This window comes from Paenibacillus sp. HWE-109 (assembly GCF_022163125.1).
Taxonomy (GTDB): Bacteria; Bacillota; Bacilli; order Paenibacillales; family NBRC-103111; genus Paenibacillus_E.
On record NZ_CP091881.1, the window covers coordinates 2512766 to 2535873 of the forward strand.

The 23108-nt window shown below is 45.5% G+C and carries 18 protein-coding genes; 16 read left to right on the plus strand and 2 right to left on the minus strand.

Annotation, left to right across the window (positions count from 1 at the left end; genetic code table 11):
• The first annotated feature begins 100 nt into the window (after positions 1–100).
• The 3 genes from LOZ80_RS10285 to LOZ80_RS10295 all read left to right on the plus strand — a co-directional run bounded on the left by LOZ80_RS10285 (position 101) and on the right by LOZ80_RS10295 (position 4648).
• Complete coding sequence (locus LOZ80_RS10285) at positions 101–1975, plus strand: LTA synthase family protein (RefSeq protein ID WP_238171343.1); 1875 nt, start codon at positions 101–103, stop codon at positions 1973–1975.
• Positions 1976–2163: 188 nt separating this feature from the next.
• Positions 2164–3408 carry a serine hydroxymethyltransferase gene (gene glyA, locus LOZ80_RS10290; RefSeq protein WP_238171344.1) on the plus strand — a complete coding sequence of 415 codons (1245 nt, stop codon included), beginning with the start codon at positions 2164–2166 and terminating at the stop codon, positions 3406–3408.
• Between the two features lie 13 nt (positions 3409–3421).
• Positions 3422–4648 carry a cysteine desulfurase gene (locus LOZ80_RS10295; RefSeq protein ID WP_283214750.1) on the plus strand — a complete coding sequence of 409 codons (1227 nt, stop codon included), beginning with the start codon at positions 3422–3424 and terminating at the stop codon, positions 4646–4648.
• On the opposite strand, the gene LOZ80_RS10300 is transcribed toward LOZ80_RS10295, so the two are convergent.
• Positions 4635–5525 carry a LysR family transcriptional regulator gene (locus tag LOZ80_RS10300; RefSeq protein ID WP_238171345.1) on the minus strand — a complete coding sequence of 297 codons (891 nt, stop codon included), beginning with the start codon at positions 5523–5525 and terminating at the stop codon, positions 4635–4637. The two genes, LOZ80_RS10295 and LOZ80_RS10300, sit on opposite strands and share 14 nt — an antisense overlap.
• A gap of 112 nt (positions 5526–5637) precedes the next feature.
• Here LOZ80_RS10300 and LOZ80_RS10305 point away from each other — a divergent pair, with 112 nt between their 5' ends.
• The 5 genes from LOZ80_RS10305 to LOZ80_RS10325 all read left to right on the plus strand — a co-directional run bounded on the left by LOZ80_RS10305 (position 5638) and on the right by LOZ80_RS10325 (position 10459).
• Positions 5638–6405, plus strand: a complete 768-nt coding sequence (locus LOZ80_RS10305; RefSeq protein WP_238171346.1) for a type 1 glutamine amidotransferase — start codon at positions 5638–5640, stop codon at positions 6403–6405.
• Between the two features lie 27 nt (positions 6406–6432).
• On the plus strand, positions 6433–7314 hold the full coding sequence (gene pdxS, locus LOZ80_RS10310; protein WP_283214751.1) for a pyridoxal 5'-phosphate synthase lyase subunit PdxS: 882 nt from the start codon (positions 6433–6435) through the stop codon (positions 7312–7314).
• A gap of 43 nt (positions 7315–7357) precedes the next feature.
• Positions 7358–8041: an MOSC domain-containing protein gene (locus LOZ80_RS10315; RefSeq protein ID WP_238171347.1), complete on the plus strand. Its 684-nt coding sequence runs from the start codon at positions 7358–7360 to the stop codon at positions 8039–8041.
• Between the two features lie 123 nt (positions 8042–8164).
• Entirely contained in the window at positions 8165–8974 is an 810-nt protein-coding gene (locus LOZ80_RS10320) for an MBL fold metallo-hydrolase (RefSeq protein WP_238171348.1), read from the plus strand.
• A gap of 1341 nt (positions 8975–10315) precedes the next feature.
• Positions 10316–10459: a hypothetical protein gene (locus tag LOZ80_RS10325; RefSeq protein WP_238171349.1), complete on the plus strand. Its 144-nt coding sequence runs from the start codon at positions 10316–10318 to the stop codon at positions 10457–10459.
• On the opposite strand, the gene LOZ80_RS10330 is transcribed toward LOZ80_RS10325, so the two are convergent.
• On the minus strand, positions 10435–12402 hold the full coding sequence (locus tag LOZ80_RS10330; protein ID WP_238171350.1) for a family 10 glycosylhydrolase: 1968 nt from the start codon (positions 12400–12402) through the stop codon (positions 10435–10437). The genes LOZ80_RS10325 and LOZ80_RS10330 overlap by 25 nt on opposite strands.
• A 146-nt stretch (positions 12403–12548) precedes the next feature.
• Between LOZ80_RS10330 and LOZ80_RS10335 the strand changes: the two genes are divergently transcribed.
• The 8 genes from LOZ80_RS10335 to LOZ80_RS10370 all read left to right on the plus strand — a co-directional run bounded on the left by LOZ80_RS10335 (position 12549) and on the right by LOZ80_RS10370 (position 23105).
• Positions 12549–13418, plus strand: a complete 870-nt coding sequence (locus LOZ80_RS10335; RefSeq protein WP_238171351.1) for a helix-turn-helix transcriptional regulator — start codon at positions 12549–12551, stop codon at positions 13416–13418.
• Between the two features lie 93 nt (positions 13419–13511).
• On the plus strand, positions 13512–14222 hold the full coding sequence (locus tag LOZ80_RS10340; RefSeq protein ID WP_238172947.1) for a YebC/PmpR family DNA-binding transcriptional regulator: 711 nt from the start codon (positions 13512–13514) through the stop codon (positions 14220–14222).
• A gap of 163 nt (positions 14223–14385) precedes the next feature.
• A complete protein-coding gene (locus LOZ80_RS10345) occupies positions 14386–16044 on the plus strand; it encodes a response regulator (RefSeq protein ID WP_238171352.1) in 1659 nt (552 codons plus the stop codon).
• A gap of 1 nt (position 16045) precedes the next feature.
• A complete protein-coding gene (locus LOZ80_RS10350) occupies positions 16046–17764 on the plus strand; it encodes a sensor histidine kinase (protein WP_238171353.1) in 1719 nt (572 codons plus the stop codon).
• A 408-nt stretch (positions 17765–18172) separates the two neighbouring features.
• Positions 18173–19147: an ABC transporter permease gene (locus tag LOZ80_RS10355; RefSeq protein WP_238171354.1), complete on the plus strand. Its 975-nt coding sequence runs from the start codon at positions 18173–18175 to the stop codon at positions 19145–19147.
• 24 nt (positions 19148–19171) lie between these two features.
• Complete coding sequence (locus tag LOZ80_RS10360) at positions 19172–20083, plus strand: carbohydrate ABC transporter permease (protein ID WP_238171355.1); 912 nt, start codon at positions 19172–19174, stop codon at positions 20081–20083.
• An 83-nt stretch (positions 20084–20166) separates the two neighbouring features.
• Positions 20167–21732, plus strand: coding sequence for an ABC transporter substrate-binding protein (locus LOZ80_RS10365; protein ID WP_238171356.1), 1566 nt, complete (start codon positions 20167–20169; stop codon positions 21730–21732).
• 23 nt (positions 21733–21755) lie between these two features.
• Positions 21756–23105, plus strand: coding sequence for a hypothetical protein (locus tag LOZ80_RS10370; RefSeq protein ID WP_238171357.1), 1350 nt, complete (start codon positions 21756–21758; stop codon positions 23103–23105).
• Positions 23106–23108 lie beyond the last annotated feature (3 nt).

Below are 23108 nucleotides of genomic sequence, written 5' to 3' on the forward strand. Positions count from 1 at the left end.
CATGGGTTGCTTGCGTTTTTTCTATGTTTAACGAATGCGAGCAACTTATGTTAAAATGGAAAAATCGGTTTTCGTTCAAAGATGAAGAGGTGAAAGATCAGTGTTTCCATTAGCATCGCAGTTACGGCAAGCATTTCGCATACGTCCTGCAAATTCTTTAAGACTGGCTCTGAAAAACGGCAAGTTCCTGTATTACACGTTTCTGGCGATTCTGCTTAAATCGCTTTTGCTGCTAGCAGCCTTGCATGCACCGGGTGTTGCGGGTGTTGATATTGGCCACATGTTTTATACGGTGCCGCCTATTTTCTCACACCTTATGATCATCGTATTTTTTGTGGCGATTGGTTTGTTTTTCAAAAGTAAGGTTCGACGATTATATTTGATTGTGTTAAATGTGATCATCAGCTTGGTGCTCTTTTGTGATCTAATTTATTACCGAGCGTATGCCGCATTTCTTTCCCTTCGTTTTCTTGAACATCCCGCAGGTTTTAATCCGCTTGCTTTAAATCTTGGGGGCTTCATCCGGCTGTTTGATTTCTGGTTTCTGATCGATCTAATCTTAATCGTTTGCGTCATGCTAGTGCGTAAGAACAGGAAATTGGGTACCACGAGGCAAAGTTCGCATCGACATCCTGTGCTTGCTGCCCTAGTCATGGCAGCGGCTGTATCGGTGGTCTCTTACGATCATTACCGAATTGACATTAAAGACACAACCAATGGTCAAATGATGTTTGTGAGAATGTGTTGGGTGCCGTTCCAAACCATGTCGAACATGTCACCAATCGGGTACCATCTGTATGATGGTCTGCGGTTGTTCGGCGACAACAAAGAACATGCCTTGGCGCCACAGGAACGGGCGGATGTTCAAGCTTGGTTCTCGCAGCAGGACGAAAATCTGCCAGATAACGCATATAAAGGAAAGTTTCGCGGAAAAAATTTGATTATCATCCAAGTGGAATCACTGGAAGCATTCGTTCTGAATGAGCAAGTGGGGGGTCAAGAAATTACGCCTAATCTGAATCGGCTCCTGGGCAGCAGCCTGCAGTTTACTAACTTTTATGAACAAGTGAACAATGGCACCAGCTCAGACAGCGATTTGCTGACTACGACTTCTGTGTTCCCTTTGCGGGAGGGCTCCAATTTCTATCGGTATCCAACGAACGTCTACAACACGTTACCCAAATTACTGGAGGGAATGGGCTACCAGACGATCTCTTCGCATCCGGAACCAGCCGGGAACTGGAATTGGGTTGAAGCCCACCATAGCATTGGGTATCGAAAGATCTGGGATTTAAGCCAATTCAATGTGGATGAACAAGTAGGCATTGGTTTTTCAGATGAATCGTACTTACGGCAATTGAGTGATAAAATCAAGGATCAAAAGCAGCCGTTTCTAATGCATTTTGTAACGCTGTCCTCTCATGGCCCGTTTCATATTCCAGAGAAGAAACAAGAACTTCGTCTCTCGCCAGAATTTAACCAGACAACGATGGGGGCTTATTTTCAGGCTGTGCATTATGCAGATAAGCAGATCGGTGCTTTCTTGGACAAATTAGACAAGTCTGGACTTCTTGAACAATCCGTGATCGCTATCTACGGGGACCATACAGGTGTCCATAAATATTACCAAGATCAAATTAATGCGATTGCTGCTATTGAAAACGAGGAGTGGAGAGCGCCAACTTTGAAGCTGCCCTTTCTTGTATATCAAAAAGGCTTGCAAGGAGAGACCATCGATCAAGTCGGCGGCCAGGTGGATACCTTGCCAACACTTGCGTATCTGATGGGGGTGGACACACATCAGTTCAGCGGTACCGCCATGGGGAAAAATCTGGTTAATACAAAGCGGAATTTCACCATTCTTAACGATGGGACTCTAGTAGGCGATCAACCTGATGGCAGAGAAAAGACACACATCCTCGATTCATTTAAGATTGCGGATCTCGTACACGAAAGTAATTTTTTCGCCAAATAAGCTGGGCCTATCACCTGATTTGCCTAGAATTGAGCAGATACGTCAGAATATGTTCTGACGTATCTGCTCTTTTTGTGATTAATCATAGGCAAACGTGATCATTATCATACAAATAATTGAATTGAACTATATGTCATCTTGTCTTAATGTAGTCATTAATCAAAAACATAACGTTGGAGGCAAACTGCATGAATCATTTGATGAAGCAAGACCCAGCTATCGCACAAGCGATACACGAAGAACTAAGACGTCAACGGGACAAAATAGAACTGATTGCATCCGAAAATTTTGTGAGTGGGGCCGTTCTGGAAACTATGGGTACGGTACTTACCAATAAATATGCAGAAGGCTATCCAGGAAAAAGATATTATGGGGGTTGCGAAGCCGTAGATATCGTGGAGGAAACGGCGAGGCAGCGAGTCAAGGATCTATTTGGCGCTGAACATGCCAATGTGCAGCCCCATTCAGGAGCGCAGGCGAATATGTCCGTATACTTTGCTGCGGTTAAGCCTAATGATACGATTCTGGGCATGAATCTCTCGCATGGCGGTCATTTGACACACGGAAGCCCAGTGAATGTATCAGGCCGCATGTACAATTTCATTCCATATGGGGTGGATCCGCAAACATTTCGTCTTGATTTTGATGAATTGCGGAAACTTGCCCACAAGCATAAACCGAGAATGATCGTGGCAGGCGCGAGCGCCTATTCTAGAACGATTGAATTCGAGCCATTTGCACAAATTGCTGAAGAAACAGGGGCATTGTTCCTTGTGGATATGGCTCATATTGCCGGGATTGTGGCAGCAGGACTGCATCCCAATCCGGTGCCTTATGCGCATTTCGTGACCACGACGACGCATAAAACACTTCGCGGGCCAAGAGGCGGCGTCATTTTATGCCGAAATTCATGGGCTCAAGCGATTGATAGAGCCGTCTTTCCGACCACACAAGGCGGCCCGTTCATGCACACGATAGCAGCCAAAGCGGTAGCTTTCCAAGAAGCGGCAGAGCCCGCATTCCAAGATTACATCAGCCGTGTTCTGCGAAATGCCAAAATGCTGGCTGAGGCTCTGCAAACAGAAGGATTGAATGTCGTTTCAGGTGGTACGGATAATCATCTCATGCTATTGGATCTGCGTAACTTGGGGGTAACCGGTCTAGAGGCACAACATGTTCTAGATTCTATCGGAATAACCGTAAATAAAAATGCGATCCCGTTCGATACAGCAAGTCCAACTGTGACTAGCGGAATCCGTCTTGGGACGCCGGCAGCAACGACTAGAGGGATGGGGGAAAATGAAATGAAAGAAATCGCCCATTTTATTGCACTTGCTTTGAAAAATCCGACGCTTGCGGCTTCCAACAAGCATTTAACAGATAGAGTGAAGGAACTCACTTCAAGGTTTCCTCTTTATGAGAACGAAAAGTAAGGAGGGAAAGCAAATGTCTATATCATTGAATGAATTGCGGTCTATTTTCCCAATCTTCAACCAACAAATTAACGGAAATCCCCTCGTTTACTTGGATAACGCGGCAACAACTCAGAAGCCATTGCAAGTGATTGAAGCCATCCAACACTATTATGAATGGGATAATGCCAATGTCCACCGGGGGATACACACTTTAGGATCAAGAGCAACAGACGCCTATGAAAAAGCGCGATACAAAGTCGCCCGATTTCTTCAGGCTTCATCGGTACAGGAAATTATCTTTACTCGCGGAACAACATCTGGACTAAATCTGATAGCCAGCGGTTATGGGCAAGCGGTTTGCGGAATTGGGGATGAAATTGTCATTTCGGCGATGGAACATCACAGCAATTTGCTTCCCTGGCAGCAAGTGGCTCAAGCTACGGGAGCTTCGTTAACCTATATTCCCTTACAGTCAGATGGAACTTTAGCAATTCAGGATGTGGAGAAAGCGATCACTAGTCGCACCAAAGTCGTTTCGATGTCGCATGTATCCAACGTTCTGGGCACGGTCAATCCAGTAAAGGAAATTGCCGCAATTGCTCATAAGCACGGAGCAGTGCTAGTTGTTGATGGTGCGCAAAGTGCGCCTCATATCCGAGTGGATGTACAGGATTTAGACTGTGATTTCTATGTGTTTTCGGGGCATAAAATGTGCGGACCCACGGGGATTGGTGCTCTATATGGCAAAAAAGATCATCTTGAACAAATGCATCCGATTGAATTCGGCGGCGAAATGATTGATGATGTCGGATTATATGAATCCTCTTGGAGAGAGCTTCCATGGAAGTTCGAAGCAGGAACACCTAACATAGCCGGAGCAATTGGACTAGGAACGGCCATCGATTTTCTGGAGGAAATAGGGCTGGAACAAATCGAAGCGCATGATCGCTATTTGACGCAATATGCCTTGCAACAAATGAATGAGATCGACGGGATCACCATTATCGGACCTGAGTGCGAACGGTTGGGCTTGATCACCTTTACGATAGACCTGATTCATCCCCATGATGTGGCGACGGTTCTGGATACATTCGGAATAGCCATCCGGGCAGGCCATCATTGCTGCCAACCGTTGATGAGACATTTTGAAGTGTCCGCAACGGCGCGAGCCAGTTTTTATTTGTACAACACGGAAAATGATGTAGACCGTTTGATAGAGGCGTTGCTGCAAACGCAAACTTTTTTCAAGAGCTCGTAGTAACTGTTTCAATCAATTGCTCCATGAATACACGACTTGCCGCGCACATATGTTTGTTTTTGCGATATACGATACCCATATGCGTCTTTAATGCTGGTTGATCGATAGGGATGGTTCGGACCTGTTGATGGTCCATATAATCAAGATATGGTTTTGGCAGAATGGTGATTCCGACCCCTTTTGAAACCATATTGACAATCGATTCCATCGTTGTCATCTCCAAGGCTGGCTTTGGCGCAAATGCCAATTCGCGACATTCATCATTGATAAGCTGTCGCAGTTGATACGTATTTGGCAGCAGCACACTGGGGTATTCTTTTAGCACATGCAGGGTTACGAAGGGTTGATTGGCAATAGGATGATCAACAGGTGCGGCGAAGGCCAGATTTTGCTCGCAGAGGGGGATCGCTTCCAAATCTTCATGTACCACAGGCAGCATGACAATGCCCAAATCAAGCTCATTTTGCAACAGCCCATTATAGATATCCCCGGTTCGTAATCCTAGGATGGACAGCTCCACCTTCGGATAATTGTGATGAAAAGATATGACAGCTGGCGGAAGTAAATAATTCACTACGGTTAAAAGCGCGCCAATCTTCAGTGACCCTCTTTGTAAACCTTGCAATTCACTGATGGCTGTACGGGCTTGGGCTATTTCATGAAACACATTATACCCATGATGCAGCAGCGTTTTGCCTGCTTCTGTAATGACGGTGCGTTTGCCAATCCGGTCAAATAATGGTGTTCCCATTTCATGTTCCAGCAAGCGAATCTGTTGGCTTAGGGAAGGTTGAGAAATACCAAGTTTTTCGGCCGCTCGAGTAAAATGCAGCTCCCGGCATACGGCCATAAAGTATTCCAATTGCTTGAGTTCCATTTGGCTTCCTCCTTGATGAGGTTCATCTGCGACAATCATAGGTAAATTCAATCATTATCATCATAATGATACAGTATAACGAATGCTTAATTGAATTGGAAGGGTGAGGAAAGTGAGAATTCATTATGTACAGCATGTTCCTTTTGAAACACCGGAGATGATTGCGGTCTGGGCGCAAGACAAAGGTCATGAAGTAACGAGTCAACGGCTATTTGAAAATGATCCGTTTCCTTCTTTATCGGATGTGGACATGCTCGTTGTTTTAGGTGGTCCCATGGGTGTTAAGGATGAAAAGGAGTTTCCTTGGTTGGCTACGGAAAAGCAATTAATCAAGGAAGCTATTCAATCGCGAACATTGGTGCTTGGCATTTGTTTAGGTGCCCAATTGATTGCTGAGGTCATCGGGGGAGAGGTTTACAAAAACGATAAAAAGGAAATAGGCTGGTTTCCAGTCCATTTAACGAATGACGCCGCCCAATCAGAGTATTTCAAGAATTTTCCGAGAGACTTTGTTCCCTTTCACTGGCATGGAGATACGTTTCATCTGCCGTCCGAAGCCTCGAGAATAGCTTCAAGCCCAGGATGCATCAATCAGGCATTTGTTTACGGGGATCATGTTGTTGGATTGCAATTTCACTTGGAGTTCAGCGATACGAGTATTCAGAGAATTATCGAGCATTGCAAAACGGATTTGGAACAAGGAACCTATGTGCAGCAACCCGCAGAAATGTTGGGTCGGAGCCAATGGCTGGAACAATCCAATGAGATCTTAACTCAATTGCTTGATGCCATGGAAGCCAAGGCCCAAGCGTGGAATCGGGAGCAAACTCACACATTCGATGAGGCGCCTAGAGGTTCATTTCGGAATATTGGTGATTAAAAACTATCTAAGCAGGGGGAATGTAAGTTGGCAACAGGAACAGAACGAGTTAAAAGAGGAATGGCAGAAATGCAAAAAGGCGGCGTCATCATGGACGTGATGAATGCTGAGCAGGCTCGAATTGCCGAAGCTGCGGGTGCTACGGCAGTCATGGCTTTGGAAAGAGTGCCTGCTGATATTCGGGCTGCCGGAGGCGTAGCTCGGATGGCAGATCCGCTGATAGTCGAACAGGTGATGAAGGCTGTGACGATACCGGTGATGGCGAAAGCGCGTATAGGCCATTATGTAGAAGCAAGGGTACTTGAATCCTTGGGAGTTGACTATATCGATGAAAGCGAAGTTTTGACGCCAGCCGATGATGTTTATCATATCGATAAGCAGGATTTTAAAGTGCCGTTCGTTTGTGGGGCAAGAGATTTAGGCGAAGCTTTACGCCGCATCGGCGAAGGGGCATCGATGATACGGACGAAGGGAGAACCGGGTACAGGCAATATTGTTGAGGCGGTTCGCCATATTCGCATGCTGTTAGGGCAAATTCGCAAGGTTCAAGGAATGAACAAGGATGAATTAATGGTAGAGGCTAAGCATCTTGGTGCACCATATGAATTGCTGTTGGAGATAAAAACCACAGGCAAATTACCGGTTGTCAATTTTGCAGCAGGAGGTGTGGCTACTCCGGCAGATGCAGCTTTAATGATGGTTTTGGGCGCGGATGGCGTATTTGTTGGATCAGGGATATTTAAATCCGAGCATCCTGAGAAATTTGCTCGCGCGATTGTCGAAGCGACCACACATTATTCGGATTACGGCTTGATTGCGAGGATATCCCGTAATCTGGGAGCACCCATGAAAGGCATTGAGATATCCACACTTTCCGCGTATGATCGTATGCAGGAACGTGGTATTTAATTTGGAAATAAGTGAATCATTCGTGCATGGAGGAGGATCACATATGCTTAGCGGAGAGCTTCTCTCTCTTAATATTAGTCAACCGATGAAAGTCCACTATAATAATAAGGAAATTTCTACTGGGATCTATAAATTGCCCGTGCTTGACGCCTTGTATTTAACTTGGGAGAATTTCGAAGGCGACGGTCAGGCAGATCTTGTTCACCATGGCGGGCGAGAGAAGGCGGTATGTGTATATCCTTTTGAACATTATCCCTATTGGGAACAAGAGTTGCAGACAGCACTGGAATACGGGGCTTTTGGAGAGAATCTAACAGTTCGCGGAGTTCTGGAAACGGATGTTTGCATCGGAGACATCTTTGCATTAGGAGAAACCATCTTGCAAGTCAGTCAACCGCGACAACCTTGTTTTAAACTATCTGTTCGCTACAATGATCCTGAAATGCCGTTAAAAGTTCAAACGTCCGGCTACTCAGGCTTTTATTTCCGTGTTTTGAAGGAAGGGAAGGTCGGCTTAACCGACAGGTTGGAACAAATTTCGGCTCATCCGAAATCCATTACAGTTGCTTTTGCTAACCGTATTATGCATGTTGATAAGAATAATTGGGAAGAAATGCAACGCATTCTAGAAGTCAAGGAGCTTTCGGTGAACTGGAGACAGACGTTTGCCAAACGGTTATTAGGCCATGAAACAGATACGCGTGAGCGATTGCATGGAATTGACTAGAAATGTTTTGACATATGTGTAAAACCACTATACAATTACCACGAAACAACACATGAAATATGTATGAATCAACACGAAACCAAAATCGGAAACACTTGTTTAGCTAAAAGGAGGAGAACGGATATGGAGGTACAATTCCTTGGAACAGCGGCTTTTGAGGGAATTCCTTCGCTATTTTGCCAATGCTCGACATGTAAGCAAGCTCGTGAACGAGGCGGTAAAAATATGCGATCACGTACATCGGTGATAATTGATCAAGTGTTAAAGGTTGATTTTCCTCCCGACACCTTATATCACTCGCATCGGTATGGCTTGGATATGAATTCAATCCAGGATTTGCTTATCACGCATTCTCACTCTGATCATTTGTATGCCGAGGATATGGCGATTCGAGCAGAAGGCTACGCACAGTCTGGGGATAAGGCCATCCATGTATATGGGCATGATCTGCCCTTCCGGCTCTGTTTCCAAGCACTTAATGGGCTAGAGCATAACTACCAGTTTCATCGCGTGCTGCCATTCGTTCCGGTTAAGACGCAAACAGCGATGATTGTGCCCTTATTGGCTGATCATGATCAACTAGAAACATGTCTGCTTTATTACATTGAAAAAGATGGCAAAGCTATCCTATATGGCAATGACAGCGGTTGGTTTCCTGAACAGACTTGGGCATGGCTCAAGGATAAAAAGTTGGATCTGGCCATACTGGAATGCACGACAGGAAAGAGCTCACATCGCAATAATCATATGAACGTCGATGCGGTGTTGGAAACGAAGGCGTGGATGGAGGCGAACGGTGTTCTGAAAGAAAGCGCACCGGTCCTGGTTACGCATTTCTCACATAATGCTGGCTTGCTTCATGAGGATTTGCTTGAAATTTTTGAACCTCATGGAATTCAGGTTGCTTATGATGGTTTGATTGTTCAGTTGTAGATTTAAGGGAACTCTGATCCGCTATTTCGGCAAATTGCAGGGATGCGAGGGTCATAGCGGAACTACAGGGTCTTATTTCCTCGAAAAGCGCTGAATTTCCCTCTAAACAGCAAAATAGCGTACTATAGTTCCCTCAACCTCGAGATAATGACGTTTCTGGCTGAAATAGAGGATTGACGTTCACTTATCTCTTGGTAAGGCAGCTGAGCAACTCTTCGGGTTGGTTCTAAAGATGTTTTAAATGTCAAAAACCTAGCCAGCGGCTAGGTTTTCTAATATTATGGGCGTTGTGGTAAATAGGTAAGCTACAAGTGCTTGTTTCCGCTAAGTTCGTGACATGAACTTAGCGAAATTCGATCAAATATGCACTTTCAGCTGCCTTATTTCCCATGTCGAGCTATGTGGCAGGGTAAGGGGGGCTTCCTTAAGGCTTATGGCCTTGGGGGGAGCCGGAAAGTACTGAAGCTTTGAGGCCTTGAAGCCCTGAAGCCTTGAAGCTCTGTCCGACCCCTGAACCCTAGATCACTCAAACCCTGAACTTCGAACTCGGAACCCCGACTCCCTGCCCCCCGAACCTGACTCTCCAGATTCCAAACCGCAGAGCGCCGACCGCAGAGCGCCGACCGCAGAGCGCCGACCGCAGACCGCAGAGCGCAAGCGCAGACCGCAGACCGCAGGCTGCAGAGCGCAGAGCGCAGACCGCAGACCGCAGAGCGCAGCCCGTGGACCTCAGAGCGCCGACCGCAAAGCGCAGAGCGCAGAGCGTAGACCGCAGAGCGCAGAGCGCAGAGCGCAGAGCGCAGAGCGCAGGCCGCAGAGCGCATAGCGCAGAGAGCATAGCGCAGAGAGCATAGCGCATAGCGTAGAGCGCAGACCGCATAGCGTAGAGCGCAGACCGCAGAGCGCAGAGCGCAGAGCGCAGGCCGCAGAGCGCAGCCCGTGGACCGCAGAGAGCAGAGCGCAGACCGCAAAGCGCAGATCGCAGAGCGCAGACCGCAGAGCGCAGAGTGCAGACCGCAGAGCGCAGTCCGCAAAGCCCAGAGCGCAGAGCGTAGACCGCAGAGCGCAGAGCGCAGAGAGCAGAGCGCAGCCCGCAGAGCGCATAGCGCAAAGCGCAGACCGCAAAGCCCAACCCGCAACCCCCAACCCCAGCACTTACGAACTCAGTAACCCTTATTTGATCAAAATGGTTCAATTTGAAAAGATAACGAATTCCAGATGCGTTATTGCAAGAAATTAACCACCATTCCGCCCAAAAAATGCATCATAACGCTAATTCAGTTCGTTAGATTTTTAAAGCAGCCATTTTCGCCTCAATAAGCATCATGCAGTTCGTAAGCGGTGAGCGTTGTTGTAGTTGATGTTGCTGTTGCTGTTGTTATAGTTGTAGTTGATGATGTTGATGTTGATGTTGATGTTGATGTTGCTGTTGATGTTGCTGTTGATGTTGAGGCGCCATTTCAATATTCGATAACAACCATTTGATGCAGATCCAGCTTAGGGACAGTAAAGGTGAGCAGCTGTTCTCTGGTCTCGAAAGCCAATGGCTCCATCTGTGGAGCTAAATAAACATCAGTTGCCGCTTCCGGGATTCGGATGGCAACGTTTATTTGATAGAGAGGTACAATATCCTCGATGACCTCGATATCTTTGCCGCGTTTGACAGGGGAAGCATAGAGCAGATGCTGCACGTATCGCTTCTCCGATATTTGTTTCGTCAATGTCGCAATTCCTTGTGCGGGCAAATTGGTTTGTAAGGTTTTATGTTCCATTAGAAGTCTATCTAAAGCATATTGTACGGATTCCTTGAGTGCTAGGCTGCCCATTTTCGCATAATCATCGAAGACGTCCCAGGCGAAATAAATGCCAGAAGCACTTTCAACCATGCCAGGACCTGCATGATGATGACGGCTTGGCGTATGCTGATGTGAGCAAAAGGTGAAAACATCCCGATTGAAATAGGGGTTTTCCCGTTGACCTAATTCCACGCCGCCGTCAAGCTCAATTTTCTGGCCGAGGGAATAGAAGACGAAGGCGGCGTTCCTAAGATTCGCTAACGCAAAATGAGGACGGAAGTAATCCGGTTTGTACGGATTCTCACAAACCCATTTCACGCCTAAGTCGATGGCGAAAGCATCACCCGCTTCATTTAATCCGGATTTACCAGTTGCTAATAGTTTGCCGCCGTTAAGTAGGAAGGCCTGCAATTTCTTCTTTAAAGCTTCATGAATGACGATGCGGTCAGGGAGAATGATAACTTTGTATGGGTCAAAATGTTGATCCAGATCAATAACATCGAATAGATACTTGCTTTCCAAGAGCATTCTCACTGCGCCTGCATCGGATTGTAATTTGGTGCTGTCTGCTGCATAATGAGCACCTGCGGCTTCTAGGCTTATTAAAGCAATATCAGCCACATTGTCGGCTTGTACACACCAGGCTTCCTTCGTTTGGACTTCTTGATAAGCTGCCCCGATTAAAGTGTAAGTAGCTTCATCCATGACACCGCTGGGGTGCAGTTGATCTCCGACAGAGCAGCGCGCCCCGTTAGCCAAGCTTAAAGCTGTTTCATATCTGAGGGCATTCGGATGCTTATATCCGCCAAATTCGCCCCAGCTTGTGTGAAATTTCCCGGTCATTCCGAGATAAGGTAAACCTAAGTTTTGCACATAGCGTGCAGATAGAGGGAAATGATCATAACCCCAACCCCCTGTCGGCAGAGATTCTAACTCTAAATGCGTATTCATCGCAGCCAAATCCCGACGTCCTCGCCGTATATGCCCCCCATTATGAAAAATAGGTGTCCCAGGCTTGATTGCATGGATAGTTTCGTTCACTCTGGCTGTGTAATTAGCATAGGTCAGTTCGCCTAATTCGAGCACAGCGTTCGGATCCCGTGGATCTTTGCCTTGCTCCAATAAGGAATTTATACAATTGTGACAATAACAATTCTTTACACCGACAATGTCTAAGAAGATACCGTCTACGTCATAGTTGGTAACGACTTCTTTGATCTGCGACAGCAGAATTTCAAGATAAGGTGAGTTCATGCAAAACAGGTGATATCCTGGTTTCATGAAACCATTAACCCAACTAGTGCCATCCGTTTGATCACGAAAAAGCCATTCTGGATGCTTCCGGGCTAGTTTTTCATCTAAACCTGCTGAAAGGTAGACAGGTGTTTTCACATTGATATCATGTGCGGCCTCTATCATTGCTTGCAATAAATCAAAGGTAAGCCCTGGATGCATGTCATTAACTGCAGAGGGATGATAAGCCCATCCATGATGACATTTGGAGAAGACCGTAATGGAATCTACATGTCCGAGCTTGAGCATTTCTTGAAATTGTTTTTTCTCAAATTGGGCACCAATGAGTTCAATTGCTTCTGAGGTATGGAAATCTAAATGCACTTGTCTGAATCTCATTTTCTATTCTCCTTTAAAGTTAAATTCACTACTCTAACTGTACGGAGAATTACTCTATTCCACTAGCAAGGAAAACGACTATTAATAGCCTAATATCGACTTTAACTTATTTGTGATACGATAGGGACATGAGGTGATCAGAGCGAATGCTATGCTTGGAGTTGACCATGCCGCCGCTCCCGCAGTTCGTTACCATCGGGCGAGCTAGGTGGGAACAGGGGATGCAGCATTTCCGGAGAACATTTGATGTTTATGACATGCTTTTTTGTACGAGTGGTGCTTTCTATATGTCGGAAGACGAGCAATCTTATGAAGTTCTGGCTGGACACATGTTAGTTCTGGAGGCAGGCAAAGAGCATTGGGGGTATCGGCCGACTGAGGTTAATTCGGATATCTATTGGGTGCATTTTGTTCATGAACGGCCGAATAGAACCTTATTTCATGAAGAAATAGAGTGGACCTCTGTGATTAAAAAAGGAACGGATACCGACATCACGCCCTCTAAGCAAACGATGTATATTCCTAAATATACGTCACTTGATTTGGCGCCGATTATCCCCATTTTGGAAGAAATGTACGCCTTGCATAATCAATTTCAAGTAGAAAACGCGCTTGAGCTTCATGCGTTGTTAGGGCTTTTATTTAGCAAATTACAAAAATCAATACGCAATCGGCATACTTCGCGCTCCCAAACGATCTGTGACCGCGTGATGCAGTATTTGCAGGCAAGACGTCATGAACCGTATAAAGCCAGTGAGATGGAGCGAGAACTCCATTTCAATCCAGATTATTTGAATCGTTGTTTGAAGAAGCATGCGGGCATGACACCTGTCGAGTATTTGCATTATTTGCGGATCGAAGATGCCAAACTCTTATTAACGGGTACGGCACTGCCGGTAGAACATATTGCAGAGCAGATAGGTTTTCCCAATAGCAACTATTTTGTTCGGTTGTTTCATAGGAAAGTTGGCATGACGCCGGGGAGATTTCGGAAGATGTGTCAGGGTTACATGTAGGCGGAAATTGAAAGGCTCAACATTTTTTTTTACATTTAGAACAAAAATCAGGTATTATATATAATGAAATTAAAAAAGAAAGTGGGATCACTCGTGGGCCGTAAGTGGAATAACATTAAAGAAAAGAAAGCTTCCAAAGATGCAAATACAAGTCGAATTTATGCCAAGTTCGGACTCGAAATTTATGTAGCAGCACGCAAGGGTGAACCAGACCCTGAATCGAATCGCGCTTTGAAAGTTGTCCTGGAGCGGGCCAAAACCTACAATGTGCCCAAAGCGATTATTGATCGCGCCATCGATAAAGCCAAAGGCAGCTCCGATGAAATCTATGTCGAGCTTCGCTATGAAGGATTCGGACCTAACGGTTCAATGGTCATTGTGGACACGTTGACGAATAATGTCAACCGCACGGCTTCAAGTGTTCGAGCGGCTTTTAGCAAAAACGGCGGCAATATGGGTGTAACAGGATCTGTTGCCTACATGTTCGATGCCACAGCTGTTATCGGTATTGAAGACAAGAGCATCGATGACATTATGGAATTTCTGCTGGAATCGGATGTTGATATTCGTGACATTATTGAAGAAGAAGGCATCGTGATGGTTTATGCCGATCCGGAGCAATTCCATGCTGTGCAAGAAGCATTCAAGAAAGCTGGCATCACGGAGTTCTCGATTGCGGAATTAACGATGTTGGCGCAAAACAATGTCACATTGCCAGATGATGGACAAGTCCAATTCGATAAATTAATTGACGCTTTGGAAGATTTAGAAGATGTACAACAGGTGTATCATAACGTTGAATAAGACCTCAAACCGCGCATTGCGCGGTTTTTTATTTTAGACAATAAAACTTCCTAGCATTAATCACATTATTCTGAAAATGAATCATTGCCAGACCTAAGTGCAGTGGCTAACATGGTATCATAGCGATATTTAACGAATTCAGCATGATAAAGGGTGAGCAGCGATGTATAAGATTCTGGTCGTGGATGATGAGCCAACGGTTAGCTCGGGGATTAAGAACTATTTGATGAGATCGGAGCTGCAGATTGATCATGTAGAGACAGCTATCAATGGTTTTGAAGCGCTGGATTGTTTGCGGATGGACATTTATGACCTCGTCTTAACTGACATTCAGATGGGCATGATGAACGGCATCGAATTGATGGAAGCAATCCTTCTGGAGCAGCCGCATCTGCCGGTTATCGTGATTTCTGCTCATGAGAAATTTGAATTTGCCAAGAGATCACTGCGTTTGGGTGCTAAGGATTACCTCATAAAACCAGTTGAACTGGATGAACTGATTCGCGTGGTGGGCAAAGCGCTGATAGAAAAGAAAGAAATAGGAAGACAAACGCTGCAGCGGCCAGAATCGACTTCCGCCATGGATAATCGCCTGCTCAAGAAACGGCATGAAGCTTTAATTGAGCTAGTTACGGAGAAAGATCTCCAGGAAAAGGATTATGCCGATCTGCTGCGTGAAATCGGCGGTCCACTGAAAGAAGAAGGCTATTGGTACGGCATCGCGGCTGTACATTTGAATCTAAGCAAAGGCGGCTTCAGCAATCAGGATATAACGTTGGTAGATCGTAAACTATTGAAATATGCCTCGGTTAATATTCTGGAGGAAAGCTTGTCGGACTGGTGCGGTGTTGCTTTTTACGGTTTCGGCAATCAGTTGGTTTGCGTCATTCAATTGAACGTTTCGGAGCCGCTAGATACGAGAATGTCTATGAATTCACAGCTTAATCTCATTGGTCAAACGATTATTATGAATCTCAAGCAATATTTGAATGTAGATGTGACAGTTGGTGTCAGCACGCTGAGTCCTGAAATTACAACGCTGCCTAGGCTCATGGAGGAGGCTAATGCTGCTATCGAGTGGAGGAAGCTGCATCCGAATAATAAGGTTCTCTATTATGAGGATATGTCAGCCTTGGGCAATTTGCGAATGATGGAATGGGCAGCTCTGGTGGAAACAGTGGTCCTTCAATTAAAAACGGATACCGATGCTCATTTGCCTGATGAGTTATATCATGTTGTCAAAGTATTGTCATCGCTCAAGAAATCAGATGGTTTATTTCACAGCTGTTTCGGTCTGTTGGTTTATCGGCTTTATGGATTGCTTTTTGATAATGGGCAAGAGGCTAGCAGCAGCTTTCGCCACTATGATCCAGATGTTTATTACCGCGGCATGGATAGCAGCCAAAAGGTTGATTGTCTAAAGTCGTATGTGCAAGGGCTTTCATCCTTAATTCGCGAAAGTATCAGCAAAAGGGATCAGACCGTTGTTTCCCGGATATCCGCCTACATTCATCAACATTTCGGCAATCATGAGCTCAAGATTCAGGATATTGCCGGCGAGGTGCATTTCAGCGCAGCCTATGTGAGCTATCTATTTAAAAAAGAAACGAACAAAAACGTCTGGGACTATGTATCTGAAGTCCGTATTGAGGAGGCCAAGCATCTGCTGGCAACAACCGATTTGAAGAGGTACGAAATCTCCTACCAAGTCGGATATCAATCGCCGGAGCATTTCAGTCGGATGTTCAAGCGATTCCTAGGCAGTTCACCGGCCGATTATCGCAAAGAGATCAGGGGGAATTCATCTGAGGCTCCAGTATAAGATGATTTTGGCATTTTGCCTGTTTATCATTGGGCCCTTTCTGCTCGTAGGCTGGTACTCCGCTTCGCGAACTTCCGCAACCATGAAGAATGAGGTCGGAAAGACGATGCTTCAACTTGTGAAGCAGAATCATGCAACGATGGAGAACACCATGTCTTCTGCAAGGGACAAGACCGTCACTTTCTTGGATAATCATTTTTTTAGCAATCCTAAACAATTTGCATTTTGGACGCATATTTCGTCGATTAGCGAGCTTAGTGAAGCGGATACGATTCTGGAACGCTGGTCATCGGATGGGACCGAATATACCTTATATTTGGAGAATAAAGGAGAGCAACCCTTTCCACTCAATGCGCTTTATAAAAACCAAGGCTTAATCTATCTGGATCAAGGAAGCCCTTATCCGGAATGGGCCGAGCAAACCCAAAAGGAAAAAGGGGCCGGAAGCATTCGCCTTGCTACAATGAGCAATGGACAATCGACCGTAAGTTTCACCAGAAGCATTCTGCATCCAGGGAAATATGACGAATCGATTGGTTTTCTCGTCGTTTCCAAACTGGAGGTTTTGCTGACCAAAAATATGGTTTCGGTTCAACTGCCTCCGAATGCCGGTGTCTATTTATTCGATGACCGAGACGAGCTTCTGATGCAGGCCGGGACCGGCACGATGGATCTTACGGAATTGCCGGAAAATATGCGCAATCAAACGTCTGGTTTCTATTTTGCCAATAGTCGGAATCATCAAGACTTGTACGCCATTTCCAATGATATAAATTTCAATACAAGATTAATTTATAAAATACCTTTGGCGTCTATTATGGGCAATCAAACCGACTTTCAGCGGATGATTATGGTGATGCTGGCTGTCTACCTCCTGCTTGTGCTGCTATTCGTCTTATATTTGTTGCGCAATATTATTAAGCCGTTGGCCAAGCTGGTTATGTTCACCCGTTTATATGAGCCGGGGCGGCCCTTTGATTTTGGAAACCTATCCTCGCGTGCCAGCACGGATGAATTCGGCGTCCTCTACAAAGCTTTCATTCGGATGACAGGCAGGCTGAATGACTCCATCGAAGAAAATTATGGGATGAAGATTAAGCAGAAGGAACAAGAACTGACTACACTGCATTCTCAAATTACGCCGCACTTATTGTATAACACGCTTGATTCTATTTATTGGTATGCGCTGGAAAGCGGCAATGAGGGTGTAGGCAGCATGGTCAAGGATTTATCGAAGCTGCTGCGCATCGGGCTAAGCAAAGGCAAGAGCATTATCTCTACCAGCGAAGAATTGGAACATATTCAAGCCTACATTAGACTCCAGATGAAAAGGTATCCAGGAAACTTTGAAGTGTTCTGGGAGATAGAGGAAGGCATAGGCGCCTACACTATGCCGAAGGTCCTCATCCAGCCCTTGGTTGAAAATGCTATTTTCCATGGCATTCAGAGCATGGATGGGGAAGGACATCTCTGGGTACGCATGCGACGCAGCGCAGAGGATGTCCATATTCTGGTAGAAGACAATGGGTTCATTCCGGTGAACCTTGATAAACTTCAAAGTATTGTACACGGTCACTTACAAGATAAGGGCTATGGCATCCGGAACGTTCACCAACGTATCCAACTGCATTATGGTGAAGGTTATGGTCTGAGTTATCGATTAAGAGAAGGCGGGGGCTTGATCGCCCACATTGTTATACCTGCGCAGCCAAGTGAATAAGCAGCATTGGATCCGGCGATATGCCGGATTTTTTTGTGATTTTGGAGACCCGAAAGAAAGTCGGAGGCTACCCTGTCAGGATAGCGGGTTTGAGGGAACTACAGTACGCTATCATTCTGAAAACCGCGATATTCCACGTCAGAGGGAACTACGATCCGCTATCTGACCATTTCCCAGTTGGAATCAGCAGATTTGGCTTAAATAGCGGATCTCAGTTCCTTTTCATGCTACGTTTACCCCAATTCCTGCCATATAGAGGATCATAGTTCCTTTTCACACGACGCTCTCTGTCACTGCATAGCGGGTGTTTCTAGTTGAGAGAATGCATCACGCTCTTATATATATACATCATCGAAAACAGGAAAACGTTATCATATACTTAATGTAACAGAGGAAGGAGTGAAAGAAGTGAGAGAGACCGTCGTACCTTCACCAAATGCCGTGCGAACGAATCGCCAAGTGAAAGCGTATCGATTTTTTCGCAGCTTTTGGCAGTTCAGACATTTAACTTTCATGATCGTGCCAGCGGCACTCGTGCTTGTATTGAACAACTATTTGCCCATGTTCGGTTTGTTTATCGCATTCAAAAAAATCAATTATGTGGATGGCATTTGGCATAGCCCATGGATTGGTTTCGATAACTTCACGTTTCTATTCAATAATGGGTCGCTATGGAGAATTGTGAGGAATACGGTTGCTTACAGCATGACATTTATGATTCTCAACTTGGTTTTATCGGTAGCCATCGCGGTGGCGATTAACGAGCTGCGCAGCCGTTTGGCGGTCAAAAGCTATCAGAGCTTTTTGATCATGCCGCACTTTTTATCGATGGTAGTGATCAGCTATCTCGTGTACGCATTCCTGCATCCAACGAATGGTTTCATTAATGCATCCATCTTGGAACCGCTTGGCAAAGCGCCAGTGTCTTGGTATATGGCCAAAGAATACTGGCCGTATATTCTGACCGTGGTCAACGCCTGGAAAGGCATCGGAATCGGAGCTGTCATCTACATTGCCGCTATCGCCGGGATTGATCCCGAATATTACGAAGCCGCAGTCATCGACGGAGCCTCCAAATGGAAGCAAATTGTCCATATTACACTTCCTGCGATTATGCCGATCGTGATTATCATGACTATCCTGAATATGGGACATGTGTTTAATTCCGATTTCGGCTTATTTTATCAGGTGCCGATGGATTCCGGAATGTTGTACCCCGTGACAGATACGGTGGATACTTACGTATACCGCGTCTTAATGCAGCTAAACGATATCGGCATGTCTTCCGCTGCGGCAATGGTGCAGTCTGTCCTGGGTTTCATCATGGTCTTTATCACGAATGGAGCGGTCCGGAAAATAAATTCGGATCAAGCCTTGTTCTAAATCAACTGAGATGAGGTGAGCTTCTTGATCTCCAAAGCGTATAAACGGGAAAATCGCATTTCCCCGTTGTCTGCGACGATATTGAATGTGATATTCATTCTGCTGTCGCTAGCCTGTGTGCTGCCTGTTATGCTGGTTATCATTGTTTCCTTTACGCATAATGATTCACTTGTGAACCAGGGGTATAGTTTCTTTCCGTCACAATGGTCAGTTACCGCTTACACAACATTATTAAAAGAATTCTCAACCATCGCTGCTGCGTACCGGGTGAGCATTGGGATAACGGTCGTAGGAACAGTTCTAAGCGTCCTGCTAATGGCCTTATATGCGTATCCGATTTCCCGCAAAGACTATCCATTCCGTTCCTTCTTCACTTTCTTCCTGTTTTTTACGATGCTGTTCAACGGGGGATTAGTCAGTAGATATATGATCTACACGCAGACTCTGCATCTAAAAGATTCGTATATCGCCCTGATCCTGCCGCTTCTCATTGTTCCGTTCAATGTGATTATTATGCGGACGTTTTTTCAAACGACGATTCATCCAGCCTTGATCGAGTCCGCAAGAATCGATGGAGCGAGTGAACTGCGCATCTTTTTCCGGATTGTGCTTCCGTTGTCTCTTCCGGTACTGGCAACTATGGCGCTTTTTGCCACGATTTTATATTGGAATGATTGGTTCAATGCGCTCCTGTTTATCAATACAGAGAATAAATATCCAGTTCAATACCTGATGATGCGAGTCTTAAAGGATGTGCAGTACATCAGGGAAAATATGACGCTGGTTTCGCAAAATCCAGAGCTTCTCAAAAATCTGCCGAATGAATCTTTGCAGATGGCTATTGCTTTTATCGGGATGGGGCCGATTCTTCTGGTGTATCCGTTCTTCCAGAAATACTTTGTCAAAGGGCTGACAGTTGGCGCTGTAAAAGGTTGAATAATTTGGCATTGCCGGCTGTTCAGATTGCCTATTGCATCAATCAGCCGATTTATATAATATCCATTTCAGGAGGGTCCACTATGAAAAGTAGAAAGACTGTCGTGTTTGCACCGCTAGCGCTGGCTCTTGGTTTATCCGCTATTTTACCGGCTTGCTCCAGTGACAACAAGGGGAGTTCGGCTAGCCCTGCAGCAACAGCTGCAAGTACATCTGCAAGCACTGCTGCGGTTGCCAGTCCGCAAGCTTTGGCTCCCTATGAAGTATCGATCGTGTATCACGGGAAACCGCAGAAGGACGATGCTTTGGTGCAGGAGAAATTGAATGAGTATTTAAAAGCAAAGATGAATACTACCGTATTGCTCCAACCGATTGCACCAAGTGATTACAAGAAAAAAACCGAGCTGATGATGAACACGGGTGAAAAGATGGACCTTGTATTCACCGCATCGTGGCTTGATTTCTCCGCGAATGTGACCAAAGGCGCTTTTATTGAGCTGGATGCGCTGCTGGATAAATTCGCTCCTGACACGAAGAAAGCACTGCATCCGTTATATTTGGAGGCTCCACGCTACAAAGGGAAACTCTATGCGATTCCTACGAATAAGGAGATTACGCAGGGTAAAGCTTTTACATTCCGAAAAGATATCGTCGATAAATATAATATTCCCACTGATAAGATTAACAAGATGGAAGATTTGGAACCTTATTTTGAAATTATTAAACAAAAAGAACCGGAAATGATCAATAACTATGTGGCTGGCGGACCTGCAAGCTTCATGATGTATGAAAGCAAATCCAACTATCGTCCGATTGGACCGGTTCCTGCGAAGCTGCCGATGTTCTTCTTGGATTACAAGTCTCAGGAGATGAAGGTCAAGACAGTACTCGACCAGGATATTATTGATCTGAACAAAGCAGATGCCGAGATGTTCCGCAGATACTATGAAAAAGGTTACACGAATGCCGATGCGGCTACGGTAACGACGAACATTGCCGATATCCGCAAACAAGGGAAAATTTGGCAGCAAACAACGGTTTGGAAACCAGGTTCAGACATTGAGTTAAAACTTTCCGATAACTTTGACTGGGTATCCCATGTGATCGAGGAGCCTATTGTAACGACGGATTTAGCGACAGGTTCTATGCTTTCCATTTCCAGAACGTCGAAGAATCCAGAAAGAGCGATGATGGTGCTCAACTACCTGCACACAGATCCTTATGTTATCAATTTAGTTGTTAACGGTATTGAGGGTAAGCATTACAAGAAAATAAGCGCTAATCGGATTGAACCAATTAAGGATTCTGGTTATGACGGCGGCTTATTCTGGGTACTTGGCAATCAATTCCTCAATTATTTGAAACCAGGACAACCGGACGATCTGTATGAAAGTTGGAAAAAGTTCAACAATGATGCTAAGCGTTTTCCGCTTCTTGGATTTGTTTTTGACGATACGAATGTGAAAAATGAGATTGCCCAGCTTACGACTATTGTGAATGAATACAAAGTTATCAGTACGGGAGCTGTTCCGAATCCAGTGAAATTGCTTGATGAGCGGAATGCGAAGCTGAAAGCAGCAGGTCTTGAGAAAGTGAAAACTGAACTGCAAACGCAAATCGATGCTTGGTGGAAAGAAAACAAAAAATAGCCAGATTGCAGAGGTGATTCCCGTTGAAACCCCAGAATCTCATCTATACCTTCGTCAGTTATGCCTCCCATTATGATACTCCTTGGGGACATGGAACGGCTGTTGAAGGTGTAGAGCGGACAGCCAAATTGGCGCACGCTTACAACATTCCTGTGACTTGGATTGTCAACCGGGGGTCTATCCCCGTGCTTGGCGAACAGATTCGGAAGTGGCATGCTGAATATGGCGATGATGTTATTTTGCAATGTCCGTTTTTTATGGAAGATGCCAAAATGTCAAAAGAAGAGTTAAAAGCTTGGCTGGAAGCGGATTGGCTCCTTGTGCAAGAAGCCTTTCCATGGGCGACCACCAAGATCGCCGGGCGAGGCAAAATTTACAATGAAGTGATCGAAGTGTTGGAGGAACTGGATTTCCAGGGCATGTGGGGCTACTGTTGGGAGCAAGTATGGTGGGATGGCATTACGCATAAAGGTATTCCATGGGGCACGTGGTATGTGGATAGCCAGCGGTATAAGGTTCCTCACCAAGGGAAAGGCAAGGTTGTCGCCTGCGAGTGGACAGCACGGGATTTGCATCTGACTTACCATACAGGCAGTCCTGTTATTTACTCAACCGACCCTAATGATGTTCTGCGCGCAGGTCTATGCACGGGGGAAGATATCACTTACTGGAAACTGATGTTTGATGAGTATTTGGAGAATACAGATCATAATGATCAGGTGTTTTTTCTGCAGCAGCAGGAAGCCCACGAGATGGAGTTCACCGAACGCTTCGCCGTTTTCCCTGCTTCGCATGTGGAGGCTTGTGAAGGGATGCTGGACCGATTCTTTGCCTATATTTCGCAGTTTGAGGTCACACTCACAACCTTGCCGAAGGCGCTCGCGTCCTATCACGAGCGCAATCCAATCACGGCCCCTGTCTATATGTTAACGAAAGATAAGCCGATTCGCCCCGAAGTCAATGAATATACGATGACTTTAGGCGGTGTGGCCACCGGGCCATGGCCGGACACGTTCCTTTATTACGACAACCAGTGTCAGATGGTTTTCGTGAAAGGAGAGAGCACACCGCGTTTGCTGCGCAACTACGTTGGACAATGGAATATGAACGAAATGTTCCAAGAAGATATTCCTAATTTATTCGTAACCAAGTATGAGCGCACGGACGATCGTATTGAGCTTGTTTATGAAATTGGGAACTGGAAGCCGATTCCCTTAGGAATCGTGTACTGGGATGATTTGCATGAGTATGAAATCGATACTTGTTCAGAAGTTGATGAAGCGAAGATTATTAAGAATGAGTTGGTTTTTCTTCGGTTCAATTTAACAGGGGATAAGAAATCGATTCGATTAATACTACGGAAAAAGCAGTGATGA